A 21,056-nucleotide genomic window follows, 5' to 3' on the forward strand; every position below is an offset into this window, starting at 1 on the left:
GCTTCCATTAGACAATTTAGCACTCACACGTCAAGAGTGCTAATCTCCCAAGCAGCTCAATTTATAAATGGAAATAAAAAAATTGATTAATATACAGGTGATGCTCATATTAGATACTGGCAGTAATGCTTGAATTGGGAGATGAATTTAGAGAACTCCCTTAAGTCCCTTGGTATTGCCGACCCTGGCGGCACCGGCTGGTTGGCGGTAGTATTTACATTCCTCTTGGCTTGGGTTGTAACTTGGCGTTTAATTCCGACAGTACGCAAATTCGCCTTGCAGGTAGGTTGGGCTGATCAACCCAACGCCCGACGACTCAACCGAGAACCTTTACCCAATGCAGGGGGGCTGGCTATCTACGCGGGTGTAATTGCCGCGCTGGTATTAGCTAGCCTTTTACGACCAATCGAACTCCAAAACGTATTGGCTCAGGTACTCACTATTCTGTTGGGGGGTTCGATATTAGTCCTTGTGGGCTTTATCGATGATCAGTTCGGCTTACCGCCCTCTGTTCGATTGTGGGCGCAAATTGTCACGGCACTTTTGCTGGTAGCTAATGGCATCAGTGTCAAAGTCCTGTTTGGCACCCCCATTGATTCGTTCCTGTCCATGTTGCTAACAGTACTGTGGGTAGTAGGGATTACCAACGCTGTCAACTTGATGGATGGGATGGATGGTTTGGCAGGAGGAATCAGCTTTATTACCGCCATGAGTTTGTTGGCGGTTGCAGCCCAATTTAACAATCGTGCAGCAGCAATCTTGGTACTCGCAGCCTTGGCAGGTGCTGCACTGGGCTTTTTGCGCCATAACTTCCATCCGTCACGAATTATTATGGGTGATGCCGGGGCATACTTTTTTGGCTATGTGCTGGCAGCAACTAGTATTTTAGGCAAACTGCAACAAAACACAGTTTATGCACTAATTCCTACGGTTTTATTTCTGTTGTTGCCAGTACTAGATACGACTCAAGTATTTGTGCGGCGGCTACTAGCAGGAAATAACCCTCTGAGTACTCCTGGCAAAGACCACCTGCACCACCGCTTACTTGCTTGGGGACTCTCCCAGCGCCATGCTGCGTTCACACTTTGGTCAATTACCTTAGTTTTCAACTTGCTGGCGATGAGAATACAAGGTATGAGTTTGGCTGTGATGCTGGCTACCGCCAGTAGCATTATTTTTCTTTTGGGCTTTACTATCTGGCAAAGGATACGTCAACAGCCTTAGTTGCTTGTAGGCTAAATTAGCGATCGCCTGATAAAATCGGTGCGTTACGTCAAAGGCTAACGCACCCTACGAAAATTGCTGTAGACGCGATGAATCGCGTCTCTACAATTTAATGAATTACGCCATCACCATGCCGCCATCGACGTTAAAAATTTGTCCGGTGACGTAGGCGGCGGCGGGGTCGGCGGCGAGGAAGCGCACCATCCCAGCGACTTCTTCAGGCTGACCGAAGCGACCGAGTGGGATGTATTTGAGAATATCTTCGGGGTTGTTGAGATTGCTGGTCATATCGGTGGCAATGAATCCAGGGGCGACGGCGTTAACAGTGATGCCGCGAGAAGCAAGTTCTTTGGCAACGCTTTTGGTGAAGCCGATTACACCTGCTTTGGCGGCGCTGTAATTGGATTGACCTGCGTTGCCCATTTGCCCAGCAACGGAGGTAATGTTGATAATCCGCCCCGATCGCTGCTTGAGCATGATTTTACTGACGGCGCGTGTACATAAGAAAACACCAGTTAGATTAAGGTCTATCACAGCTTGCCAATCTTCTGGCTTTAAACGCAAAAGCAGTGTGTCGCGGGTAATACCTGCATTATTAACCAAGATATCCACACGGCTAAACTTTTCGATGACGGCGTTAACTAGTGCCTCTACTTGATCGATTTTAGAAACGTCAGCTTGAATAGCGATCGCCTGACCTCCGGCTGCTGTAATTTCTGTAACAACTGCCTCAGCAGCTGCACTCGAACTGGCATAATTGACAACTGCGATCGCTCCTTGTGTGGCTAATTCAATGGCGATCGCTCGCCCAATTCCTCGTGATGCACCTGTAACAATTGCGACTTTATCTTGTAATAGTGTCATTTATTTAATGTTCCTCAGTCTGAGAAATACCGCGCTAATTATCTTATGGTGATTTAGGGAACATCTGAATATTGTCTGGATAAAATCTAACTCTTGCGGAGTAACAATCTTGCTGGCATGATCCAAATTAGAATAGCTAATAGATCACGAATTAAGTGTCCTTGAAAACTTTTAAATTGGATAATAACATACATGATGGATACGATGAGCAAAATTTTCCCAATTGGGATCATCATATTATTGATTTAATTATAGCTGCGTAGACATAGCCCTCGTAGATATCACTCTCGTGAACGTATGTATAATTATTTGGTTGGTCAGGATAGGTTTAAATAGATATCTAGTGGATATGCACAAACGACAATAATATATGTATTTTATTATAATTATTTAAGATTGTTGGCTGGCAAATCAGTCTATATTAACTTATCTAATCTTTTCCCAACAAAAACATATGAACTTATACCGATTTTATTTTCTAACAATTACTATTGAAACAAACAATTGAAAATCGGTGTGTGTCATATGGCAACTAAAAAGGAATTTAATAGCTTTGAAGAGATGCTGTCTGCTTCTGATGTACCTGTATTAGTAGATTTTTACGCTGACTGGTGTGGCCCCTGTCAGATGATGGTACCAATTTTAGAGCAAGTCAATGCCCAACTTAGCGATCGCCTACGGATTGTCAAAATCGACACGGAAAAATACACAGATTTGGCTACTCAGTATAAAATTGCCTCTCTCCCAACCTTAGTACTATTTAAGCAGGGTCAGCCTGTGGATCGGATAGAGGGAGTAATGCAAGCACCGCAGTTGGTGGAATATCTACAAACAAAGATTTAAGCTAACACTTAGAATTTGGATTTTGGTTCTTAGAGGCGCGAAATTTCGCGTCTCTTTCAGTAAATGGTAATTGTGCGCCTCTGTGCAATCAAATCACTGTTGAACTGAACTTGTAGCAGATAAAATCTTAAGTAAATATTAAGCATATTTACTTATACGTCTAAAGAAAGTAGTTTAGAAATTAGGATAGCTATATTGTATAGATATAACAAAATATCTTGACAAGCGAAGCAATCTATGGATAAGAAGCAGGAAAGATTTGACAAAGCCTATATTTGGGTGAATATTGATTTTGATAAAGTTAAACATAGAATAAATGCGGTGACTTGCCAGATTGAGCGGGTTATCCAAAAGCACCAACTTTCAAATCAAACTCGTAACTCAGGCAAAAGAAACAATTAGTTTATCTGTAGGCGATTAGATATTAAAAACATTAGCGAGGTTCAGCGCCGACTTAATATTTTTCTGTGACACAAGGCAATATTGTTATTAGTGTGAACTTTTTTAGCCAATTTATACCGGTTCCCACTCAGATGCGGTACAAGATTATATTGCGAGGTGTAGGGGCACGGCAGTGCCGTGCCCCTACGGGTGTACCTCACGTAAACGATAACCGCTATATTATCTCGTTCCCATGCAGAGCATGGGAATGCTTGATTGGAGGCAGAGCCTCCAGAAATTGAGTCAGAGACTCAATGAAGGCATTCCCAGTCGGAGACTGGGAACGAGGAAAACCTCATCAAGCTAGGTTTTTAGGACTTGTGTATACACCGTAGCCTTTTTAAAGGGGGTTAGGCGTCAGCCACTCCTCATTCCCAATCTCTTAAAACGTAAAAGTAGTCCGAAGTACACCTACAGTCGTAGTCTCATTGTTGCTGTTACCTTCTGGGTTAAAGAGAATAAACGCACCAGGGGTAATGCTGATATTATCGCTAACTTGAAGGCGGTAATAGGCTTCTAAATGGTAAGGAGTTGCCCGATTGTCGCCTGTGGGGGTAAGTTGAGCAGAACCACCAGCATCAGTACGGTAAAGCGGCTGACCAAAAAGAATCCCGGCAGTGTTCCCTGACTTGAATAAATCTTTGAAGTGAACTCCCGCCATCCAACTTGTAAAGGTGGTGGAAGCATCCACGCTATTTGAAGCAGCATCAACAAATAGCGCTGCACCGTAGCCAGATAAGGCTATCTTGGGAGACAATCGCCATGTTACCGTAGCCCCAACAGAGTTGAGTGTTACCGGTGTCCCAGCTGCAACCCCTGCTAAAGCACCGATATCACTACTAACTAATCCAGTACCCAAAATATTGATTTCGTGATAACTGTGGGCATAGTTTAAACCAATATCCAGACCAGGACTTGGCTTGAAGGTTAACTGTGTGGCAATAACACTACTACCGCTAAATAAACCTGCTCCCAAAGGTGTAGTAGAAACTCCTGGTACTGCCTCAGTAGCAGATTTTTGGGGTAAATTGGCATTTACACTGCCGTATAAAGCTCTTAAATCCAAATTTGGCGAAATATTAAAAATAAATCCCGCCGCCGATGCTAAACCAGTACCCGAAGTCCCACCAGAAATCCGTACCACAGGATTTAAGCCGGCAAAACGAGAAATTGACTCTTGTCCTTCACCATAAAAAGGCGTAATTGCTGGGAAAGCATCTGATGTCTCCGCCGCAGTTCCCGCAAACAAGGTTAATTTATTCGCGACGGGAAAGATATACAGCAATTTGTAAAGCTGAACACTGTTTGCGCCAACACTCGACAAAGTATTGACATTTAACCCCGGAAATTGCGGCTCAAAACTGGTACGTGCGCTACTCGCAGTTAAAAGCGGCGCAGCTAATCCTAAACTTTCTTGCAGGCTACCCTGTCCATTGGCTCCACCCAAAAAGTTATAAGCTTGCAATCCAGTAATTAATGAATCTTTACCAGTGAAGCTAGTGGTGAGATTTAACCGCACTCTATTGACTAAGATGATGTTCGGGTCGCTCTTATTAGGAGCGCCACCGCTAGCACCAACGCCAGCAATAATTACTTCACCATTGAGTTTGGTCGTAGTAGAAAACTGGTTTGCTTCTAGTTCTGCTGTGCGAGCTTCTACAGCATCTACTCGACCCCGCAATGTTGCCAATTCCGGCGCAAATTGTTCTTGTAGTTTCTGCAACGTGGCTAAATCTTCTTTCTTGACCAACTCAGCAGTTGCAGTGGCAATCAGTTCGTTGATTCGGTCTAAACAAGCATTTAAGCCAGCAGCAAATTCATAGCGAGTCATCGCCCGATTACCGCGATAGGTTTGGTTGGGATAACCTGCGATACAACCATAGCGCTCGACTAAAGATTGAAGTGCACCAAATGCCCAATCGGTCGGCTGTACATCAGACAATTGGGATACAGATGTTACTTGTGCAAGTTTGTATGAGGTTGGAGATGAACTTGCAGATTGTGGTATGATTGGCTGCCAAAAGTTAACAGCAGAATCTACTCCTAAATCTTGATTCTTTGGCTGTTCATTAACTGAGGGTAAATTTTTGGGACTCTCATTAGCTATCAGCAATTTACTGGAGATATTATTTGCTAAATCGCTTTGATGAGAATCCTTTTTTTGATAGCTGCCATAATCTTGATTAACAGCTAGGTTCTTAGCTGCAATTTCTAAACTAGGAAGGGCTTGCACAGGTGATAACCCGGCAATTAAACATAAAAATCCCATCCCACTAGCAGAACCTAGTAGATATTTTGCCATGAGAACTCCCAACACCTATAAAATAGTGAAAAAATTAATTGCGATTTTCAAATGGATTGATAAGTAAATTTAAAGTAGATTGATAAAAAAATCTTATTAACTTTAAATTTTGGAGATCAGGATTTTTTTTCTGAATTGACTTACCAGAACATCAGCTTATATCGCAAGTATTAAATTATAGTAAATACTATTTTGGTAAATAATTAACAACAAAGGATATTGGGAGTTCTTATAATTACTATTGGCAAAACAATAATTATATCAGTCTGATTTGGTGATAATAAATATAGGTATTGAGCCAAGGTTTTCGGCTTAATACCTACCAAAGAATAATTTACTCAAAAAAAATTAAGAGGGCGCGATCGCTGATCGATTTGGGTGCAGGTAAGATCAGGAGGAAAACGGTGGAAATAACTGTATATTATAGTCTACAATTTCTCTGATTGAGATATTTCAAAAATTTAATCCCACCAATAGGAAACAATTACTGCATCACAATCCTGATGAACATCTTCACCCCATAGCGCCCCTGACAATCTAGTTCTCAATCGACGCTTAAGCCGCAAACCGTATTCTTCATTCGTGCCATCACTTACCTCTACTGAGTCAGCTCGCCACTTTTTGCCCAAGTCTAAAAGCTCTGACACTTTTATGTCTTGGTTCTCTGTCAGGATGTATAGGGTATCGGCAGGATAAGCGATGAAATGGATGATGCTGGTTTCAGGCATGGGACGATAGTTTGCCATTGCAAGCAGGGTATCGACCATACCACCAAAGCTTAAACCGTTTTCATCTGGTGCAAAGATTGGTTTTGTGAACAAAAAGCTTGCCCATAAATTCCTGTGGTTGCAAAGGTCAGTAATCACTTCTTCGCCATCAAACTCATTGAACCGACGCTGCCAAACCAAGGCAGCAAAGAGTTCTTGAGGAGAATAGGATTGAGCAATCGATTGGATTTTGCTTAAGTCAAGCATCACATTTACAGTAAGTAATATTTTTAACAAAACATTTGTAACTACCCTTGCAGTTTATTTACCCAGTGCCTGCTATTCTTATAGTTACTTCGGTCTGTCATAGCAGATAGATTATCCTCGATAATGTTTTTATTTATAAGCGCTCATATACCTCGTGGTCATGTGGGTGCTTTTACTTTATCGCTCATGGCAAAAACTATCCGGTTTTATTTTTAGGCGATGTCTGGTGAATGGTTGACTAAGCTGACAGTGAAGCTTTAACTTGACCAAAACGGCGATGTCTACGACGGGCTACGCCTACGCGTCTTTGGTAGCTCAACAAAGCCTGATAAAATGCTTCTCTATTAAAATCTGGCCAAAGAATATCGGTGAAGTACATCTCTGTATACGCCAGCAATGCGCGGTAATCCTCGACTGGTTGCCCATCTACCGTTACCATCCATGATGACGGCGATATGTTGGGGGATTTTTTGAGGGTTTAAATCGGTGGGTAATGTTGAGAGAAGTTTGGAAGTCATGGATTTTTTGCGTTGAGGAATAAGAGTTACGGAATAACGAACCGCAGAGGCGCAGAGAAGCCAGTGCGTTGCGGGGGTGGAGGAGTTTGTAGCAACTGGCGCGACACGGAGAAATCAGAGTTTGAGAAATAAAGAGAAATAAAGAGTATGAAAAGCTTACGCTCTAGGCGTACAGGAGAGTGCAAAAGGTTTATTCAGTAATTTCAAATTCAAATAAATCTTGTAAATAGTCTGGTGTTAGGCTATTGTTCCAACTCCACAGACGACGCATTGTGTAGCTGAAGGTGAAGAGGAGAGTTGTTTTGTTGGTGAATGACCAAGCATTCCAATTAAGTGTAGCCATCATGCGGCGGAGGGTACGCATGAGGTTGTTACGCTGATAGTTTGGCGTTAGCGAAGCTCACCGAAGGTATCGCGTTTTGATTAGCGTGCGTCCAATTCGCATCAACCCAGTATTGGGGAAAGCCCAGACCCCAAACCCCCAGAATTTGGTCATGTGGTTGATTTCATCCTGTGCTAGTTCTTCTAGAACATCCTGGAGTGCGCCAGTAGTGTGAGCCATCAACCAAATATAAAGACAGGTTGCACCGTATTCTGTGGCAATGCGGTGTAAGCCGTGGCGATATAGGTCTTCGTTGGCGTCATCTGTGGGGAGATAGCTTCTAACAGTCCGAAGTTTTGGGGTAATTTTCTCGTCTGTTAATTGGGTGTAGACTTTGATTAATGCAGGTGTGTGCTGACGTTCTTCCTTTTCCCACAAACCAAGTTCCAGCAGTTCGCCATCTTCACCGACTGTTCCACCAACAAACCGAGCCATTTGAGGATGCAATTTTTCCAAATACTGCCGACTTGTTTGGGTATAGCCCCGAATGGGCGCTTCTGTGTCCATTGCACCTATCAATATAGATAAAAATACCTCTGCGTCTAAGCCGATAATTTGATTGCGGTTAATCATCTGCCAGTCAATGGGTTTCCAGGGACGCGGTTGGGGATTGGCAAACTGTATCAGTAAATCTTGCAGACGTTCATGTAGTTTTTCGACTGCAATATATCTGTCTATGAGGGTATGAATACGGCGTTGTGTTTGCAAGTAATGAGGACTGGGATAGCTTTGACCTGCTAAGTCTTCTGCGAGTGGGCTGAGATTATTAAGTATTTTTTTATACTTTAATCTTTGTCTCTATGCTCAATAGCCTAAGCGATCGCACTTTCTTTTGTCAGTCGGCTGAAGTCGGCAGTTTTATCTGATGCAGTTGGAAAAGTCGGGGAAAAAGTTGGTTATAGAAAATTTGGGTTTAAAAACTCGCTTTTCTAGGGCTACTTTACAAAGTTAGAAGAGAGAATTGCAGAGAATGTGGCGAAATTGTTAGAACAAGGGTAGATAAAAGTTGAGTAACAGGATAAATCATGAACGTTTATAAAAGATATATCACCATTGCAGATCCAAAGCAGTTAATATTATCTGATTTACCATTTAAAGCAGGACAGAGAGTTGAGGTGATTATTTTGACAGACGATAATCAAAGGGTTACTTTAGCAGAAGAATTAAAAAAGTTATTCAAAGAAATACAAGCGATACACGCAGATAATCCCTTAACTGATGAGGAAATAGTAGCTGAAATTGAAGCTTATAGACTGGGAGAATGAAAGTTATTATTGATACTAATATCGTAGTCTCTGCTGCTATAGCTGATAAAAATCTAGAGGCAGTAATTTTATTTGTGATTGCTAATTCTGTTTTTGAGTGGGTTGTATCGGCAGAGATTATCGCAGAGTATAAAGAAGTTTTAAAGCGTCCTCGTTTAAAGTTAACTGAGGCACAATACCAAGAGAAGTCCTTACTCTAATACTAATGCTTACCTTCTTCTGGCAGTTCCCCAAATTGTTGACGATAACGCTCAAGTTGTTGTTGCACTAATTCAAGCTGCTGGCGAGTTTGCTGCTCAACTTCTTCTGGAGTTTGATAGCGATTTCCTTCTTGGTCATACCAATACAAAACCTGACGCTGGATATTACCAGATACGTATTGCGATCGCCCGATTCCCAAACCAATTTCTGGCATCCAAAAGGGTTCACCAATTTGCAGTTGATAGCTACCATCTACTAAGCGATAAACTTCAAAAGGTTGGTGACGATCGCGTTGCCAATACTCTGGATTATAAATAATGTAGTACAGTACCCCTAACTTGGCATAAGTGTCTAATTTTTTGTCGTATTCTCCACCCGGAGTTAAGGAGACAATTTCTAAAGCCAAGATAGGCACAATGTTGTTTTCTTCCCAGACAACATAGCTTTTACGAGATTTACCTGCCTTGCGGCGTTCTACACCTAAGCTCAAAAATCCATCTGGTACAATCGGCACAAGTGGACTAACCCCTGTAGTATGGTAAACGCCCATATCCACGCTGAAAAACCAGTCATTCCGGTTTGCCCAAATATATTGCAGCAAGAAGAGAAGCAGGTTAGGAATAAAGTTCTGGTCTTCGTTATCCACAGGGGTATCGTCTGAACAAGGAAGTTCAGCACTACTAGGCAATTGACGGGGGTCTGATTTCACCATAAGTAATGATGGTGCTGATGTTACCTCATGATTTTTATTCTAGACGATTCGACGCGGACGATATACTTTAGGTAAACGTTCCAAGTTAGTAGCGATGAAGAATTTTGATATTCAGCTAGATGAAGAATATGCTCAAAAGCTTGCCTATATTCAACAGGAGGCTGACCAAGATACAATAGAGGCAATTAAGTCTTCGATTGAACTGCGTTATCAACAACTTCAGCAACAAAAAACAGATCCCTTAGCGAAACTCAAGCAAAGTAAATTTATCGGCTGTTTTAAAGGAGAAACTGACTTAGCTGCTAATTCTGAAGCCATTGTGCGATCGCTAATGCAACAAAAGTATGATCATCGCTGATACTGGCTTTTTTGTGGCACTTGGGAACCAAAATGATCAAGACCATCAATTAGCACTACAAGTTTTAAATGCTCTCAATGAACCACTAGTCACTACTTACCCTGTTATTACCGAAACTTGTTATCTTCTTCTTGCCAGAGGAGGTGGTAATAATGCTCAATGTAGTTTTTTGAGAGAGGTTGCACAGAAAGCATTTGAGGTGTTCGACTTACGAAGTCACCATGTTACACGTATGGTAGAACTCATGGAAAAATATGCCGATTTGCCAATGGATATGGCAGATGCTTCTCTGGTTGTTCTAGCAGAACATCTGGGACATGGACGGATTTTGACAGTTGATCAACGAGACTTTAATACTTACCGGTGGAATAACAGCAATCCTTTCAAGAACTTGCTGCTGAATTTTGAATAAAGTTCTGGTCTTCGTTATCCACAGGGGTATCGTCTGAACAAGGAAGTTCAGCACTACTAGGCAATTGACGGGGGTCTGATTTCACCATAAGTAATGATGGTGCTGGAGTGACCTAATGAGTTTTATTTTATCAAGAAAGGCAGAGGGCAGAATGCGATCGCCGAGGATTAAATTTATCTCAAAGGCTTTAGGCGTTGGTTGATGAGATATCGCCATTAATGTAACGCTGATATATTTCCTGGCATATTCTTGAAACTGCTGCTCCTTTTTGGGTAGAATTTGCGAGATAATCTCTTGCCATATATTTGACATCAAGCAAACAGTTCATTTCTTCATTTATAATATCCCAAGCTTTTTCCTTCTCCACAAAGTAAGCTGCTTCATACCAATCTGCTCCATGCAAAATTAGGTTAGTCAAATTGTCGTAACGCAGTGAATAGTCATTACATTCTGAGTCGTATATGCGTATGATGCTATTTCTCTGTGCATTAGGCACAACTGTATACAAAACACCGCCGTTACACCAAAGCTGGAAAATAGGTAAACTATGTTCAAACCAGTATGCTTCTTCACGCTCGTGATAGCGAATTTCACCCATTTGCTCGCGGTAAGCATTTACAGCTGCATTTAAAGACATGAATTCATAATTTTCAAATAGGAAATCATATCCTGATGAACCATTACGCCATTGATACAGTTCGTAAACCTCTTCAGGTAATTTGAATGGCAGAAATGTAGTACTTTGTTCAATATCTTCACGCGAAAGTCCTGGAGCTAGACAAGAAATTCGCTCAGGTATATTGTTTGTAAACCATGTATGAATTCGTTTCAGCCCTTCAGTTAGTTCTGACATTTTACGCTCAAACTTTCCCAAACTAAAGAATCTAGTTTATATGCAGAACAATTTGGTAGGTTTTTAACACCAGTTGTGCAACTTCTTTCCCATTTTGGCACAGTGACGCTTAGAAGGGTTTAGCCCACCTTGCGTAGGCTTTGTCAGTTTAGCTGGAGGCTTCTAGCCAATGTCGGAAAAGTCGGGAAAAAAGTCGGGTTTACAAAATCTTATCCGAAAACTCCAGCAATATAACTGTAAAGTAATTCATAGTTGTCCCTAAAATCTGAACTATCCTTGTCGTTACACAATGGACGCTGAAGCAGCATTAGCATGGTTAGATGCCATAATTCCCCCTCAGACTGGGGAACGGTTGAGCGATTTGCAAAAAGTGATTCTTGTGCAAGTTTGGTTGGGTAGAAAATACTTGGATATCGCTCATTCTTACGGTTGTACGGAAGGACACGCCAAGGATGCTGGCTCTCATTTATGGAAGCTGCTTTCTAAAGTATTGCGAGAAAAGATTACCAAAAGTAATTGTCGCGCTGCTTTGGAGCGAGTTTTGAGAAAAACTACTGCGATATCCAGTTTGATTGATTACTCGCGATCGCCCCACTCCACCCCAAAATTAGAGGATACCAATTTTATTGGACGAACAGAAGCGATCGCTCATCTGAATACTTTGGTAAATCAAGGGTCGAAAGTCATTGTCATCCAAGGTGAGGGAGGCTTAGGCAAAACCACTCTAGCGCAACAATATCTCCAAACTCAGGGGTTTGACTTGGTTTTAGAACTGCTGATGGCGAAGGAAACGCAAAATATCACCCCCGCCGAACGAGTAGTAGAGGAATGGCTCAAACAAGACTTTGATCAAGAACCTGGGGTAGAATTTGGCGTAACTTTGGGACGACTCAAGCGCCAACTCGACAATCGGCGGATTGGGGTGTTAATTGACAATCTCGAACCTGCATTAGATCAACAAGGTGGGTTGATTGCTTCTCACCGCAACTATGTAGAACTATTGAGGGTTTTGGCTGATGCTAGGGTGCAGTCTGTTACCTTGATTACTAGTCGCGATCGCCTTTGTGAACCTGGGCTAAATGTGAATCACTATCGGCTTCCTGGTTTGGATCAAAGCGCATGGCAACAGTTTTTTAGCAACCGTGGGTTAACTATCAACTCGTCAACTTTGCAAATCATGCATCGCACTTATGGCGGTAATGCTAAAGCAATGGGAATTCTTTGTGGTTCGATTCAGGAAGATTTTGACGGTGACATGGTTCTTTATTGGCAAGAAAATCATGCCGATCCGCTAGCAGCAACCGACTTAAAAAATTTAGCGGTTAGTCAAATCAATCGTCTGCAAACCCTCGACCCCCAAGCCTATCGCCTGCTTTGCCGTTTAGGATGTTATCGTTACCAAGATATATCCACCATCTCATCTCAAGGGTTGTTTTGTTTACTCTGGGATGTCCCACCTGACCAACATCGCCAAATCATTGCCTCCCTGAGAAATCGGTCTTTGGTAGAGTGCGATAAAGGTGAATATTGGCTGCATCCGGTGATTCGGAAAGAGGCGATCGCGCGTTTACGCCCCAGCGATGAATGGGAAATTGCCAACCACAAAGCCGCAGAATTTTGGACAATTAGTGTTAAACAAATTGAAACCTTTAAAGATGCTTTGCAAGCTCTAGAAGATTTATTGGTGCTGGTAAAAATTCTTACAGGTATTATTGCTGGTTAGTAAACTGATCTGCGATCGCTATCGACTTAAATGGAAATTATGTTGTCTATATCTAGGGTGTAGATGGATGTTACTTTTTTCTGGAATTGGATCATCATCAACCTAGAAGATCAGGCGATCGCTAAACTTATAGTAATACCAATTCTGTATGAAGATGCGCTAAACCATATTTAAGTACAAGAAAGAAAAACGAACCGCGAACGCGCAGAGCGTCTCCCCTTGGGAGAAGGACGCGAACGCGCAGAGCGTCTCCAAGAGTTGGACGCTTGGAAGACTTTGAAAGCGAGGAAGGTGAATAATAGATGAGCTATCACTACAGCATGGTGATTCAATGGTCAGAGGACGATCAACTCTTCCTAGTCCATTTGCCTGAGTTCCCCTGGCAAGAGTTTCATACACATGGGAAAACCTACGAAGAAGCCGCTAAAAATGGGCAAGAAGTGATTGAGGCATTTGTTGAGATGCTTCAAGAAGAGGGAAAGCCACTACCAGAACCCAGGATGCTTCCTACACGACCATTGCAGGTTGCTTAGTCAATTGTTAAATTATACAATTTATCTAGTGGCGTTCGCTATCGACTGAAGTGGAAATTATTTTTTCAAGCGATCGCACATCCTCGACAAAGAGCGATATCTGACGACAAACCGAGGAAGCGTCTACACTTTTGCAAAAGAATATTAGGGATTGTCACACTAAGTTGGTTTCATTGCCCATAATAATAAAAGTAACCCTTCAGCAATTTCCCGTTGTACTCTATTAGTAAATCCTAACTATATTTTTAACCATGACTACGCAAACACTACCTCCAGCAGAAGTTTATCAAGGTCAGTTTGGGGAATTTACAATTACTCAGAGCGATCGCACTGGCGTAATTATCTACCGCGCTGGGTTAATGGTAGCAGCACTCAGCTTTGCCATAGGCAGCGCTTTAGTTTTGCTCAACAATAACCCAACTGTTTTTACCGCACTTACACCTTTATATGCTTGTTTTAGTCTCGCTCTTGGTGTAAGTTTATTTACGATTCATATCTACATGGCATCAATGCACCGAATGTTGCAAGTTTTTTGGGCGATCGGTACTATAGCATCAGTGATTCTGGCAATCTCTAGTAGTCAACCTTTGGCTCTCACTGTTTACAATCAGCCTATTACCTTATTTGGAGTTGGTTTTATCTTTGTTGCTTTGACAGGTATTTATTTTAAAGAGGCTTTTTGCTTCAATCGCCTGGAAACCAAAGTATTAACCCTAGTAGTCCCGCTACTGTTGTTAGGACATTTGGTGGGAATTTTACCAACTCAGGGGGAAAGTGTTTTATTAGGAACTTGGGCGACGTTGTTTTTGGTGTTTGCGCTGCGAAAGACAGTGCAAGCAATTCCTGCTGATATTGGAGATAAGTCTGTCTTTACCTATTTGAAAGAGCAACGTTTAGCTAAGGTTTAATGCAGACCAAAAATCGCCGTGGTCAAGATTTTCCCAAAATAAAACTAATAATATGCCAAGAAATGTGGACACTTACGGCTCAGGGGTGGGCGATTGCGATCGCTTTGATTGCTTATTTGATATTTTTCACTATTACTCATATACACTCATTTCTCGCCGTAACTTCCCCGATCAAATCAGCAGAAGTATTAGTTGTGGAAGGATGGCTACCAGATTACGCTATAGAAGAAGCTTTGACTGAATTTAAAACCGGTTCTTATCGTCAAATAATTAGTACAGGAGGCACATTAGGAAAAGGAAGTTATCTGACTGGATATAATAACTTTGCAGATGTATCAGTCGCTACCTTCATCAAACTCGGTTTAGAAGCAGAAAAAGTGGTAGCTGTTCCAACACCTTTCGTGGTTAAGGATCGTAGTTATGCGTCTGCTGCTGAATTTGATCGTTGGCTATCCAATTCAAATTTACAGATAGAATCAATTAATCTTTTTTCCTTGGATGTTCATACCCGTAGGAGTTGGCTAATTTTCAAAAAATTACTGAATCCTGATATCAAAGTTGGTGTGATTGCTGCCAAAACGCAAGATTACGATCCAGAGAAATGGTGGGGTTCTAGCCAAGGTGTACGGGCAATTCTTGATGAAGCGATCGCTTATATTTATGCCCGGTTTTTGAATTGGAAAGACTAAAGGTGATAATTCGTAATTCGTAATTATGAGATCCCCGACTTCTCAAAGAAGTCGGGGATCTATCTGTTGACCTACTTACTTACCCAGAATTTGTAATAATGCTTGTCGATAAATTTTTAGACCCTCTGCATTTAGATGGTCGCCATCACTGGTCAAATTTTCTTTAAGAACATTATTCTCATACAAGGGTGCTAGTCCTGCGGCTGCAACTGGCACTTTTTCTGTTTCAGCAACTTGATTAATCAGAGCATTAATTTGTTCAACTTTAGAAAGTGGGGCTGATACAGTTGGATCTAAGCTGGCTGCAACTGTTGAATAAAAAGCCGGAATCAGAAAAATCTCTTTATTTCCCATTGTGCGGACAAGTGCGATCGCCTCTTGCAGGTTTTTGCTAAATAATTCATCACTAATTCCATACCAAGCATCATTTCCACCTATGGCAATAATCGCTTTTTCGCATTTCACCTTCGTAGGAATTAAACTTTTCAGTTGTTCCAGTAATGAGATTGTACTCAGACCATTTAACCCAAAATTAAAAGTACCACTCCCAAGGGTATTACCAAGTTCAGCCGAAATAGAATCGCCAAATAAGCAACCTGAGAACTGTTTACCTTGGGTAGCAAGTATCTGATATTGCAGTGCAATTTGCCCTAAAGGTGAAGAACTTACGTCGTCTTTTGGAGGTGCATCAGCAGAACTAGAAGATAAATTTGCCATGCTGACTAGCTTCTGAATTTTTGACACATCAACAACTAGTTGATTACTAGGATACGCTTCTAGAAAGCTGATTAATCCTAGACCTTCTAGTGATTTTGCTCCTAAGATAATGGCAGATCGTAGGGCTTGTATACTGCCTTGATCGGGACGTGCGATCGCGGATCGTATCGGAAATACAGTCCCTTGGGAAGCAAAAGATAAAATTTGCTTGCCCATTCCTGTATTTAGCAGCTTATCTAAAGCCGCAATATCAAGAGACATTTTTACCTGAAGAGTATCTTGGAACTTCTGTTTATCCTTAGCGCTGAGATAACCTAAGAAAGATTGCAGATCGGCAGAAACCTTTTCCGTATCGGCATAGTTGCGTATATCTGCCACCGGAATCGATTGCTCAAACAATCCGTACCTGAAAACAATCTTTTCGGCAGCCAAACTCGGCAACAAACCAAAGCCACTATGCAGCAGTAAAAATATTAAGCACCCAGATAGGCATATTAAAACACGATAGAAATATTTCATCACAGAAGATAGTTGAATAGTCAGTAGTCAATAGTCAATGGTCAAGAGTCAATAGTCAATAGTCAAGAGTCAATATTTAATAGTTAAGTAGGTAGGCGTAATTAAACATAAGATCAAACCTCACCCTCAATCCCTCTCCTTAGTAAGGAGAGGGAAGCCGGAGGCAGGGTGAGGTTTTATATTTAATTTCACCCACTTACTTAAAGGCTCAACTTCCACCCTCAAAGGCTCAACCTTGACGTTTGAAGAATCTCCCTCATCTCCCCCATCTCCCCTATCTCCCCTATCTCCCCTATCTCCCCTATCCCCCACTCCCCACTCCCCACTCCCCACTCCCCCTTTATATCAACAGCCAGCCCAAATTTGGGAATACTTAATCCAATAGGCGTGACGATGCAACCGTGGTAGAAGAAGGAGCATATTGGCTAGCTTGGACGCAAATTTCTGGAATTGGCCCGGTATTACTGCGACGGCTGCAACAGCATTTTGGTACACTGGCAACGGCTTGGAACGCTACCAAGCTACAGTTAGGAGAAGTAGAGGGTTTTGGTTTTCAGACACTAGAAAAAGTCGTACAACAGCGATCGCGTTTACACCCAGAACAACTATTCATCAAGCATCAGCAGGAAAACCCCCACTTCTGGACACCAGCAGATGCAGATTATCCCCGCTTATTGCTGGAAACTCCGAGTCCGCCACCGATTTTATACTATCGCGGTGAAGTCGAACTCCAAGAAAATCTCGGACAAAAACCGATGGTTGGGATTGTCGGAACACGTCAACCCTCAGAATACGGCATTCGTTGGACTCGCCAAATTAGTACAGCTTTGGCCAAAAATGGCTTTACAGTTGTTTCTGGGATGGCAGAGGGAATTGACACAGAAAGCCACATCGCCGCCATGAAAGCCGGTGGACGCACGATCGCAGTTTTAGGAACTGGTGTAGATGTGATCTATCCACATAAAAATCGGGATCTGTACAAGCAGATTTTGACGGCTGGGTTAGTCGTGAGTGAGTACCCCACAAAAACCCCACCCGATCGCACTCACTTTCCCCGTCGCAACCGAATTATTGCCGGCCTAACCCGCGCCATCCTGGTAATGGAAGCGCCGTTAAAATCTGGTGCCTTAATAACAGCTACCTACGCAAATGAATTTGGCAGAGATGTCTATGCATTACCTGGAAGACTGGACGATCATCCATCCCAAGGGTGTTTAAAGTTGCTGAGTCAGGGAGCAACTTTCATTCTTAAGGAACTAGATGAACTGTTAACCATGCTAGGAGCAATACCACAAATTGATGGAATCGAGGCTTTTACAGCACCAGAACAGTTAAGTTTGCCAACTTTATCGCCAGAATTGCAAATGATAATGAATGCGTTCACTTGTGAGGCTTTATCCTTCGATTTTATTGTCCAACAAACCGGCATGGCTGCTGGCTCAGTTTCCGGTGCCTTATTACAGTTGGAACTTATGGGTTTAATTTCGCAACTGCCAGGAATGCGATATCAAAAAAGTTAACTAAAACCTGAGTAGGAAATAGATTAATTAATTTCTGGAAATGTCTAATGCAAAAATGCAAAATTCAAAAATCCAAATTATCTTGGGGGGTAATATTGCGGATTCATAACTGGAGATTGATAACCGTTTGCGGGTACTGTAGCTCCCATACTGTTGGGTGCAGGATTCACAACAGGGGGCTGATAACCATTAGGTACATTGCCTGTCGTACTGTTGGGTAAAGCTGGACTCACAACAGGGGGCTGATAAGCATTTCCGGGTATAGTGCTTGTGGTATTGTTGGGTGTAACAGCATTTTGGCTAAACTCTTGGTAGGCAGCACGAGAAATTGAGCTAATCAGTTTTTCGGCGCGAGGGTCGTTATTAGGGCGTTGTACCATGACAGAGGCTATGTAGCGCTTGCCAGTTGGAACAACAATTAAACCTGCATCTGCCAACATTGTGCCGATATCACCCGTTTTGTGGTAAATTCTTGCGCCTGTTCCCAAACCCGATGGTAGCAGAGTGTCTCTCTGAGTGCGACGCAAAATATCGAGCATGAGATCGCGTGATGGCATACTCACCAAATTTCCTTGACTGACAATCGCCATCAAATTCCCCAATTCCCTCGGACTAGTGGTGTTTGTCCCTTGCAAATCTGGGAGTTGATTACGAATTATTGTGTTTGTCAATCCCCAGTTTCGGAAACGCTGGTTTAAAGCATCCATTCCTCCCAATCGGGCAATCAGCATATTTGTCGCTGTGTTGTCGCTGATTGTAATCATTTGAGTGACGACTTCCAAAGCAGCGTACTGGGTTCCGGCTGGTTTATATTGCAGAGTTCCCGAACCACCGGCTACCATATCCTGTTGCATGGTCAGCATTTCATCTAGGCGAATTTTCCCTGCATCCACATCCTGGAAAAAGGCAATTAGAATCGGCACTTTAATTGTGCTAGCCGCCGGAAAACTGGTTGAGCCATTGACATCTACATAATTACCACTATCTAAATCTACTAAAAAAACACCGGGTGTAAGATTTGGGTTGCTGGTAGCCAAATTTTGCACGGCATTTTTCAAAGAGGTAATTTCCTGGGATAGATACAAACTCGAAACTGCGGCTTGGGGAGTTTGTGTAGGTTGTGGCTGCGATCGCGCCACATTACTATTAGATTGCGGTGTCGAATTTGTGGTGATGCGATTAGCCGGGTCTAATACTGACAACACCGTGCCCACAATTGCACCCATCCCAACACCGACAATCAACAATCGCACAATATACAGTATAGTTTTGGCCATTGGCTTTAACCGCGTTTTCTGCGATGATCGCCGGACTCTTTTTGGCTTTTCCATCCGCACTGTTTTGACCATCACAGCACCTGGTCGAAAGGGAGGAATTTTCCCCCTTACACTAGGCATTGGTTTCACTGCTGATGGCATGACTAACCCCGATTTTACCCGACGTGTAGCACCGGGGATTGGGGGAGGACTGATTTGATTTTTTGGGCGTGTTAGCGCCGCTTGCCGTCCATTCGCATCTTGCTGCTGGCTATTAGCTTTAACTTTCTTCTTTACCACTTTTTGAACTTTTTGTGGCCGCTGGCGGCGATTTAAGGGTTGACGCCGCGAGAAAGCTGTTAGTTCGTCACTTGACTCTGACACAGTTACTCCTTGTGACCCACTTGACTGTTTTCTTGCAGACTCCTGACCCAAAACTTAATCTTTAAGCAATATTAATACTCAAATTCTACTTTGCCACTAAGTAGCATTTTTGTGTTTAGTTTAAGCCATATTAATTATTTTAGGGGCATGATTGCGTATATATTAAACGAATAATTACAAGTTTTCACCATCCCTCTGGTTTTTAATCGCCCATTCTACCTGCTGCAAAATCCCTCTCAGCATGGCTAATTCCCCTGTTTTCAGTTCAGCGCGATTATACAGTTGGCGAAATTTTTCCATACGACTAGCTACCGTATGCGGATACACATAACCAATTTTCAATAATAGTGATTCTAAATGCTGGTAGTATGCTTCCAGAACATCTATTGGTGCAAGTTCCGTTTGGGGTAAGGTCTGAGTATTAGGTTGTTCTACACATTGTGACAATTCATAACAACAGATTGCCACGGCAGTAGCCAAATTCAGGATTAGATAATCTTGACTTGTGGGAATGCAAACAAATCGCTGTGCATAATTTAATTCTTCATTGCTTAATCCCCGGTCTTCTCTGCCAAAGATTAGTGCTGTGGGTTTTTCTGGTTCCTCCAGTAACCAGGGTAGTGCAGTGCGGGGGTTTTCTAAAGGTGTTTGCAAACTCCGAAAGCGTCCGGTGGTGGCGATCGCTCTGACACATCCATGCAATGCTTCTGGTAAGGTCGCCACTAATACCGCAGATTCTAAAATGTCTTGACCATGAACAGCCATCATCAAAGCTTCCGATGATAGCGGATCGCATTGGGGATTTACTAATACTAAATTATATAGCCCGAAATTTTTCATTACCCTGGCGATCGCGCCGATATTTATCGGCCCGGCTGGTTCTACCAACACAATTCTTAATCCAGCCAAGCCCATTTTTTGCCTCCTGCGATCGCACCAAATGATATTTTTAGGCTAATTCTCAGCATTGTGTGTTCTGCTGAAAGTTTCCTTCACATTATTGTAACGAGAGTAAGTAAATACCCACGGCAGTTCTGAACAGTGACTTACACTTCTTTATTCAGCGCAATCTCCGCCGTTCAGCTAGTCGTTCGTCGCTATTTATTTGTAGCAATCTAATTGTTGTACGTCCTGGAGGCGTTAATCCTAGCAGATCGAGTTCTAAAAAGGTGAAGTGTTCAGTCCATTTCTGGGTGCGTGGGTTGAACAGAAAACTAAAAGCCCCTGTTTCTGGATCAAACGATCCTAAGTCAGTGCCTTTGTGACGGTTACATCGCCAGCAGGTGAGCGCTAAATTATCAGCATCACTTACACCGCCGTGCTTTTGGGCAATAATATGGTCAATTTCATGGGGAAAAAAGGCGACTCCTGCGGGTAACTGGCAATATTCACATCTATAGTTTGCGCGTTCTTCTACCAGTCGGCGAAGACTAACCGGAATATAGATTCCACTCACGG

22 protein-coding genes and 3 pseudogenes are annotated in these 21,056 nt (G+C 42.5%); 12 read left to right on the top strand and 13 right to left on the bottom strand.

Features of this window, described 5'->3' with window-relative positions:
* The first annotated feature begins 141 nt into the window (after positions 1-141).
* Positions 142-1,224 carry an MraY family glycosyltransferase gene (locus tag V7L05_RS28250; protein ID WP_335169109.1) on the top strand — a complete coding sequence of 361 codons (1,083 nt, stop codon included), beginning with the start codon at positions 142-144 and terminating at the stop codon, positions 1,222-1,224.
* Positions 1,225-1,341: 117 nt separating this feature from the next.
* Here V7L05_RS28250 and fabG read toward each other — a convergent pair whose 3' ends face one another.
* A complete protein-coding gene (gene fabG / locus V7L05_RS28255; protein ID WP_335169111.1) occupies positions 1,342-2,088 on the bottom strand; it encodes a 3-oxoacyl-[acyl-carrier-protein] reductase in 747 nt (248 codons plus the stop codon).
* A 525-nt stretch (positions 2,089-2,613) separates the two neighbouring features.
* On the opposite strand from fabG, the gene trxA reads away from it, so the two are divergent.
* Positions 2,614-2,931 (top strand): thioredoxin, encoded by a 318-nt coding sequence (gene trxA, locus V7L05_RS28260; RefSeq protein ID WP_335169113.1) that lies wholly within the window; start codon positions 2,614-2,616, stop codon positions 2,929-2,931.
* Positions 2,932-3,168: 237 nt separating this feature from the next.
* Positions 3,169-3,333, top strand: a complete 165-nt coding sequence (locus V7L05_RS28265) for a hypothetical protein (protein ID WP_335169115.1) — start codon at positions 3,169-3,171, stop codon at positions 3,331-3,333.
* Positions 3,334-3,754: 421 nt separating this feature from the next.
* Here V7L05_RS28265 and V7L05_RS28270 read toward each other — a convergent pair whose 3' ends face one another.
* From V7L05_RS28270 to V7L05_RS28285, 5 genes and pseudogenes are all read right to left on the bottom strand, one after another.
* Positions 3,755-5,674 carry an iron uptake porin gene (locus tag V7L05_RS28270; protein WP_335169117.1) on the bottom strand — a complete coding sequence of 640 codons (1,920 nt, stop codon included), beginning with the start codon at positions 5,672-5,674 and terminating at the stop codon, positions 3,755-3,757.
* A gap of 461 nt (positions 5,675-6,135) precedes the next feature.
* Positions 6,136-6,648 (bottom strand): hypothetical protein, encoded by a 513-nt coding sequence (locus V7L05_RS28275; protein WP_335169119.1) that lies wholly within the window; start codon positions 6,646-6,648, stop codon positions 6,136-6,138.
* Between the two features lie 238 nt (positions 6,649-6,886).
* Entirely contained in the window at positions 6,887-7,087 is a 201-nt protein-coding gene (locus tag V7L05_RS34880) for an undecaprenyl diphosphate synthase family protein (RefSeq protein ID WP_335174696.1), read from the bottom strand.
* A pseudogene (locus V7L05_RS28280) lies at positions 7,038-7,166 on the bottom strand (isoprenyl transferase); the annotation flags it as partial. The pseudogene V7L05_RS28280 and the gene V7L05_RS34880, both read right to left, overlap by 50 nt.
* Positions 7,167-7,356: 190 nt before the next feature.
* Positions 7,357-8,322, bottom strand: a pseudogene (locus tag V7L05_RS28285) (ferritin-like domain-containing protein).
* 251 nt (positions 8,323-8,573) lie between these two features.
* On the opposite strand from V7L05_RS28285, the gene V7L05_RS28290 reads away from it, so the two are divergent.
* Both V7L05_RS28290 and V7L05_RS28295 read left to right on the top strand, forming a co-directional pair.
* Positions 8,574-8,813 (top strand): hypothetical protein, encoded by a 240-nt coding sequence (locus V7L05_RS28290; protein WP_335169120.1) that lies wholly within the window; start codon positions 8,574-8,576, stop codon positions 8,811-8,813.
* The gene (locus V7L05_RS28295) at positions 8,810-9,013 is read left to right on the top strand and encodes a putative toxin-antitoxin system toxin component, PIN family (protein ID WP_335169122.1); all 204 of its coding nucleotides are present in this window, start codon (positions 8,810-8,812) and stop codon (positions 9,011-9,013) included. Before V7L05_RS28290 ends, V7L05_RS28295 begins: the two co-directional genes overlap by 4 nt.
* Positions 9,014-9,015: 2 nt before the next feature.
* On the opposite strand, the gene V7L05_RS28300 is transcribed toward V7L05_RS28295, so the two are convergent.
* The gene (locus V7L05_RS28300) at positions 9,016-9,726 is read right to left on the bottom strand and encodes a Uma2 family endonuclease (protein ID WP_335169123.1); all 711 of its coding nucleotides are present in this window, start codon (positions 9,724-9,726) and stop codon (positions 9,016-9,018) included.
* Positions 9,727-9,820: 94 nt separating this feature from the next.
* Between V7L05_RS28300 and V7L05_RS28305 the strand changes: the two genes are divergently transcribed.
* Both V7L05_RS28305 and V7L05_RS28310 read left to right on the top strand, forming a co-directional pair.
* Positions 9,821-10,084, top strand: coding sequence for a CopG family transcriptional regulator (locus V7L05_RS28305; protein WP_335169125.1), 264 nt, complete (start codon positions 9,821-9,823; stop codon positions 10,082-10,084).
* Positions 10,071-10,496 (top strand): type II toxin-antitoxin system VapC family toxin, encoded by a 426-nt coding sequence (locus tag V7L05_RS28310; RefSeq protein ID WP_335169126.1) that lies wholly within the window; start codon positions 10,071-10,073, stop codon positions 10,494-10,496. The genes V7L05_RS28305 and V7L05_RS28310 overlap by 14 nt, the downstream gene beginning before the upstream one ends.
* Before the next feature lie 187 nt (positions 10,497-10,683).
* Here the strand turns inward: V7L05_RS28310 and V7L05_RS28315 are convergent, their stop codons facing one another.
* Positions 10,684-11,349 (bottom strand): SMI1/KNR4 family protein, encoded by a 666-nt coding sequence (locus tag V7L05_RS28315; protein WP_335169128.1) that lies wholly within the window; start codon positions 11,347-11,349, stop codon positions 10,684-10,686.
* A gap of 289 nt (positions 11,350-11,638) precedes the next feature.
* On the opposite strand from V7L05_RS28315, the pseudogene V7L05_RS28320 reads away from it, so the two are divergent.
* The 4 genes and pseudogenes from V7L05_RS28320 to V7L05_RS28335 form a co-directional block, all read left to right on the top strand.
* Positions 11,639-13,024 (top strand): annotated as a pseudogene (locus V7L05_RS28320) (NB-ARC domain-containing protein); the annotation flags it as partial.
* Between the two features lie 350 nt (positions 13,025-13,374).
* Positions 13,375-13,605 carry a type II toxin-antitoxin system HicB family antitoxin gene (locus V7L05_RS28325; protein WP_118167715.1) on the top strand — a complete coding sequence of 77 codons (231 nt, stop codon included), beginning with the start codon at positions 13,375-13,377 and terminating at the stop codon, positions 13,603-13,605.
* Between the two features lie 251 nt (positions 13,606-13,856).
* A complete protein-coding gene (locus V7L05_RS28330; RefSeq protein ID WP_335169130.1) occupies positions 13,857-14,513 on the top strand; it encodes a DUF2301 domain-containing membrane protein in 657 nt (218 codons plus the stop codon).
* Positions 14,513-15,202: a YdcF family protein gene (locus tag V7L05_RS28335; protein WP_335169132.1), complete on the top strand. Its 690-nt coding sequence runs from the start codon at positions 14,513-14,515 to the stop codon at positions 15,200-15,202. Before V7L05_RS28330 ends, V7L05_RS28335 begins: the two co-directional genes overlap by 1 nt.
* A 75-nt stretch (positions 15,203-15,277) precedes the next feature.
* Here V7L05_RS28335 and V7L05_RS28340 read toward each other — a convergent pair whose 3' ends face one another.
* Together V7L05_RS28340 and V7L05_RS28345 are read right to left on the bottom strand one after the other, a co-directional pair.
* Positions 15,278-16,438 carry an alpha/beta hydrolase gene (locus V7L05_RS28340; protein ID WP_335169166.1) on the bottom strand — a complete coding sequence of 387 codons (1,161 nt, stop codon included), beginning with the start codon at positions 16,436-16,438 and terminating at the stop codon, positions 15,278-15,280.
* Between the two features lie 126 nt (positions 16,439-16,564).
* Positions 16,565-16,771, bottom strand: a complete 207-nt coding sequence (locus tag V7L05_RS28345) for a hypothetical protein (RefSeq protein WP_335169134.1) — start codon at positions 16,769-16,771, stop codon at positions 16,565-16,567.
* A 68-nt stretch (positions 16,772-16,839) separates the two neighbouring features.
* Here V7L05_RS28345 and dprA point away from each other — a divergent pair, with 68 nt between their 5' ends.
* Entirely contained in the window at positions 16,840-17,958 is a 1,119-nt protein-coding gene (gene dprA, locus V7L05_RS28350; RefSeq protein WP_335169136.1) for a DNA-processing protein DprA, read from the top strand.
* Positions 17,959-18,035: 77 nt separating this feature from the next.
* Here the strand turns inward: dprA and V7L05_RS28355 are convergent, their stop codons facing one another.
* From V7L05_RS28355 to V7L05_RS28365, 3 genes are all read right to left on the bottom strand, one after another.
* A complete protein-coding gene (locus V7L05_RS28355; protein WP_335169138.1) occupies positions 18,036-19,598 on the bottom strand; it encodes a serine hydrolase in 1,563 nt (520 codons plus the stop codon).
* Positions 19,599-19,772: 174 nt separating this feature from the next.
* Positions 19,773-20,513 (bottom strand): RNA methyltransferase, encoded by a 741-nt coding sequence (locus tag V7L05_RS28360; protein WP_335169140.1) that lies wholly within the window; start codon positions 20,511-20,513, stop codon positions 19,773-19,775.
* Between the two features lie 145 nt (positions 20,514-20,658).
* Positions 20,659-21,054, bottom strand: a complete 396-nt coding sequence (locus V7L05_RS28365; protein ID WP_335169142.1) for an HNH endonuclease — start codon at positions 21,052-21,054, stop codon at positions 20,659-20,661.
* Between the last annotated feature and the right edge of the window lie 2 nt (positions 21,055-21,056).

This window comes from Nostoc sp., from assembly GCF_036917755.1.
In the GTDB taxonomy this organism is placed as follows: domain Bacteria; phylum Cyanobacteriota; class Cyanobacteriia; order Cyanobacteriales; family Nostocaceae; genus Nostoc.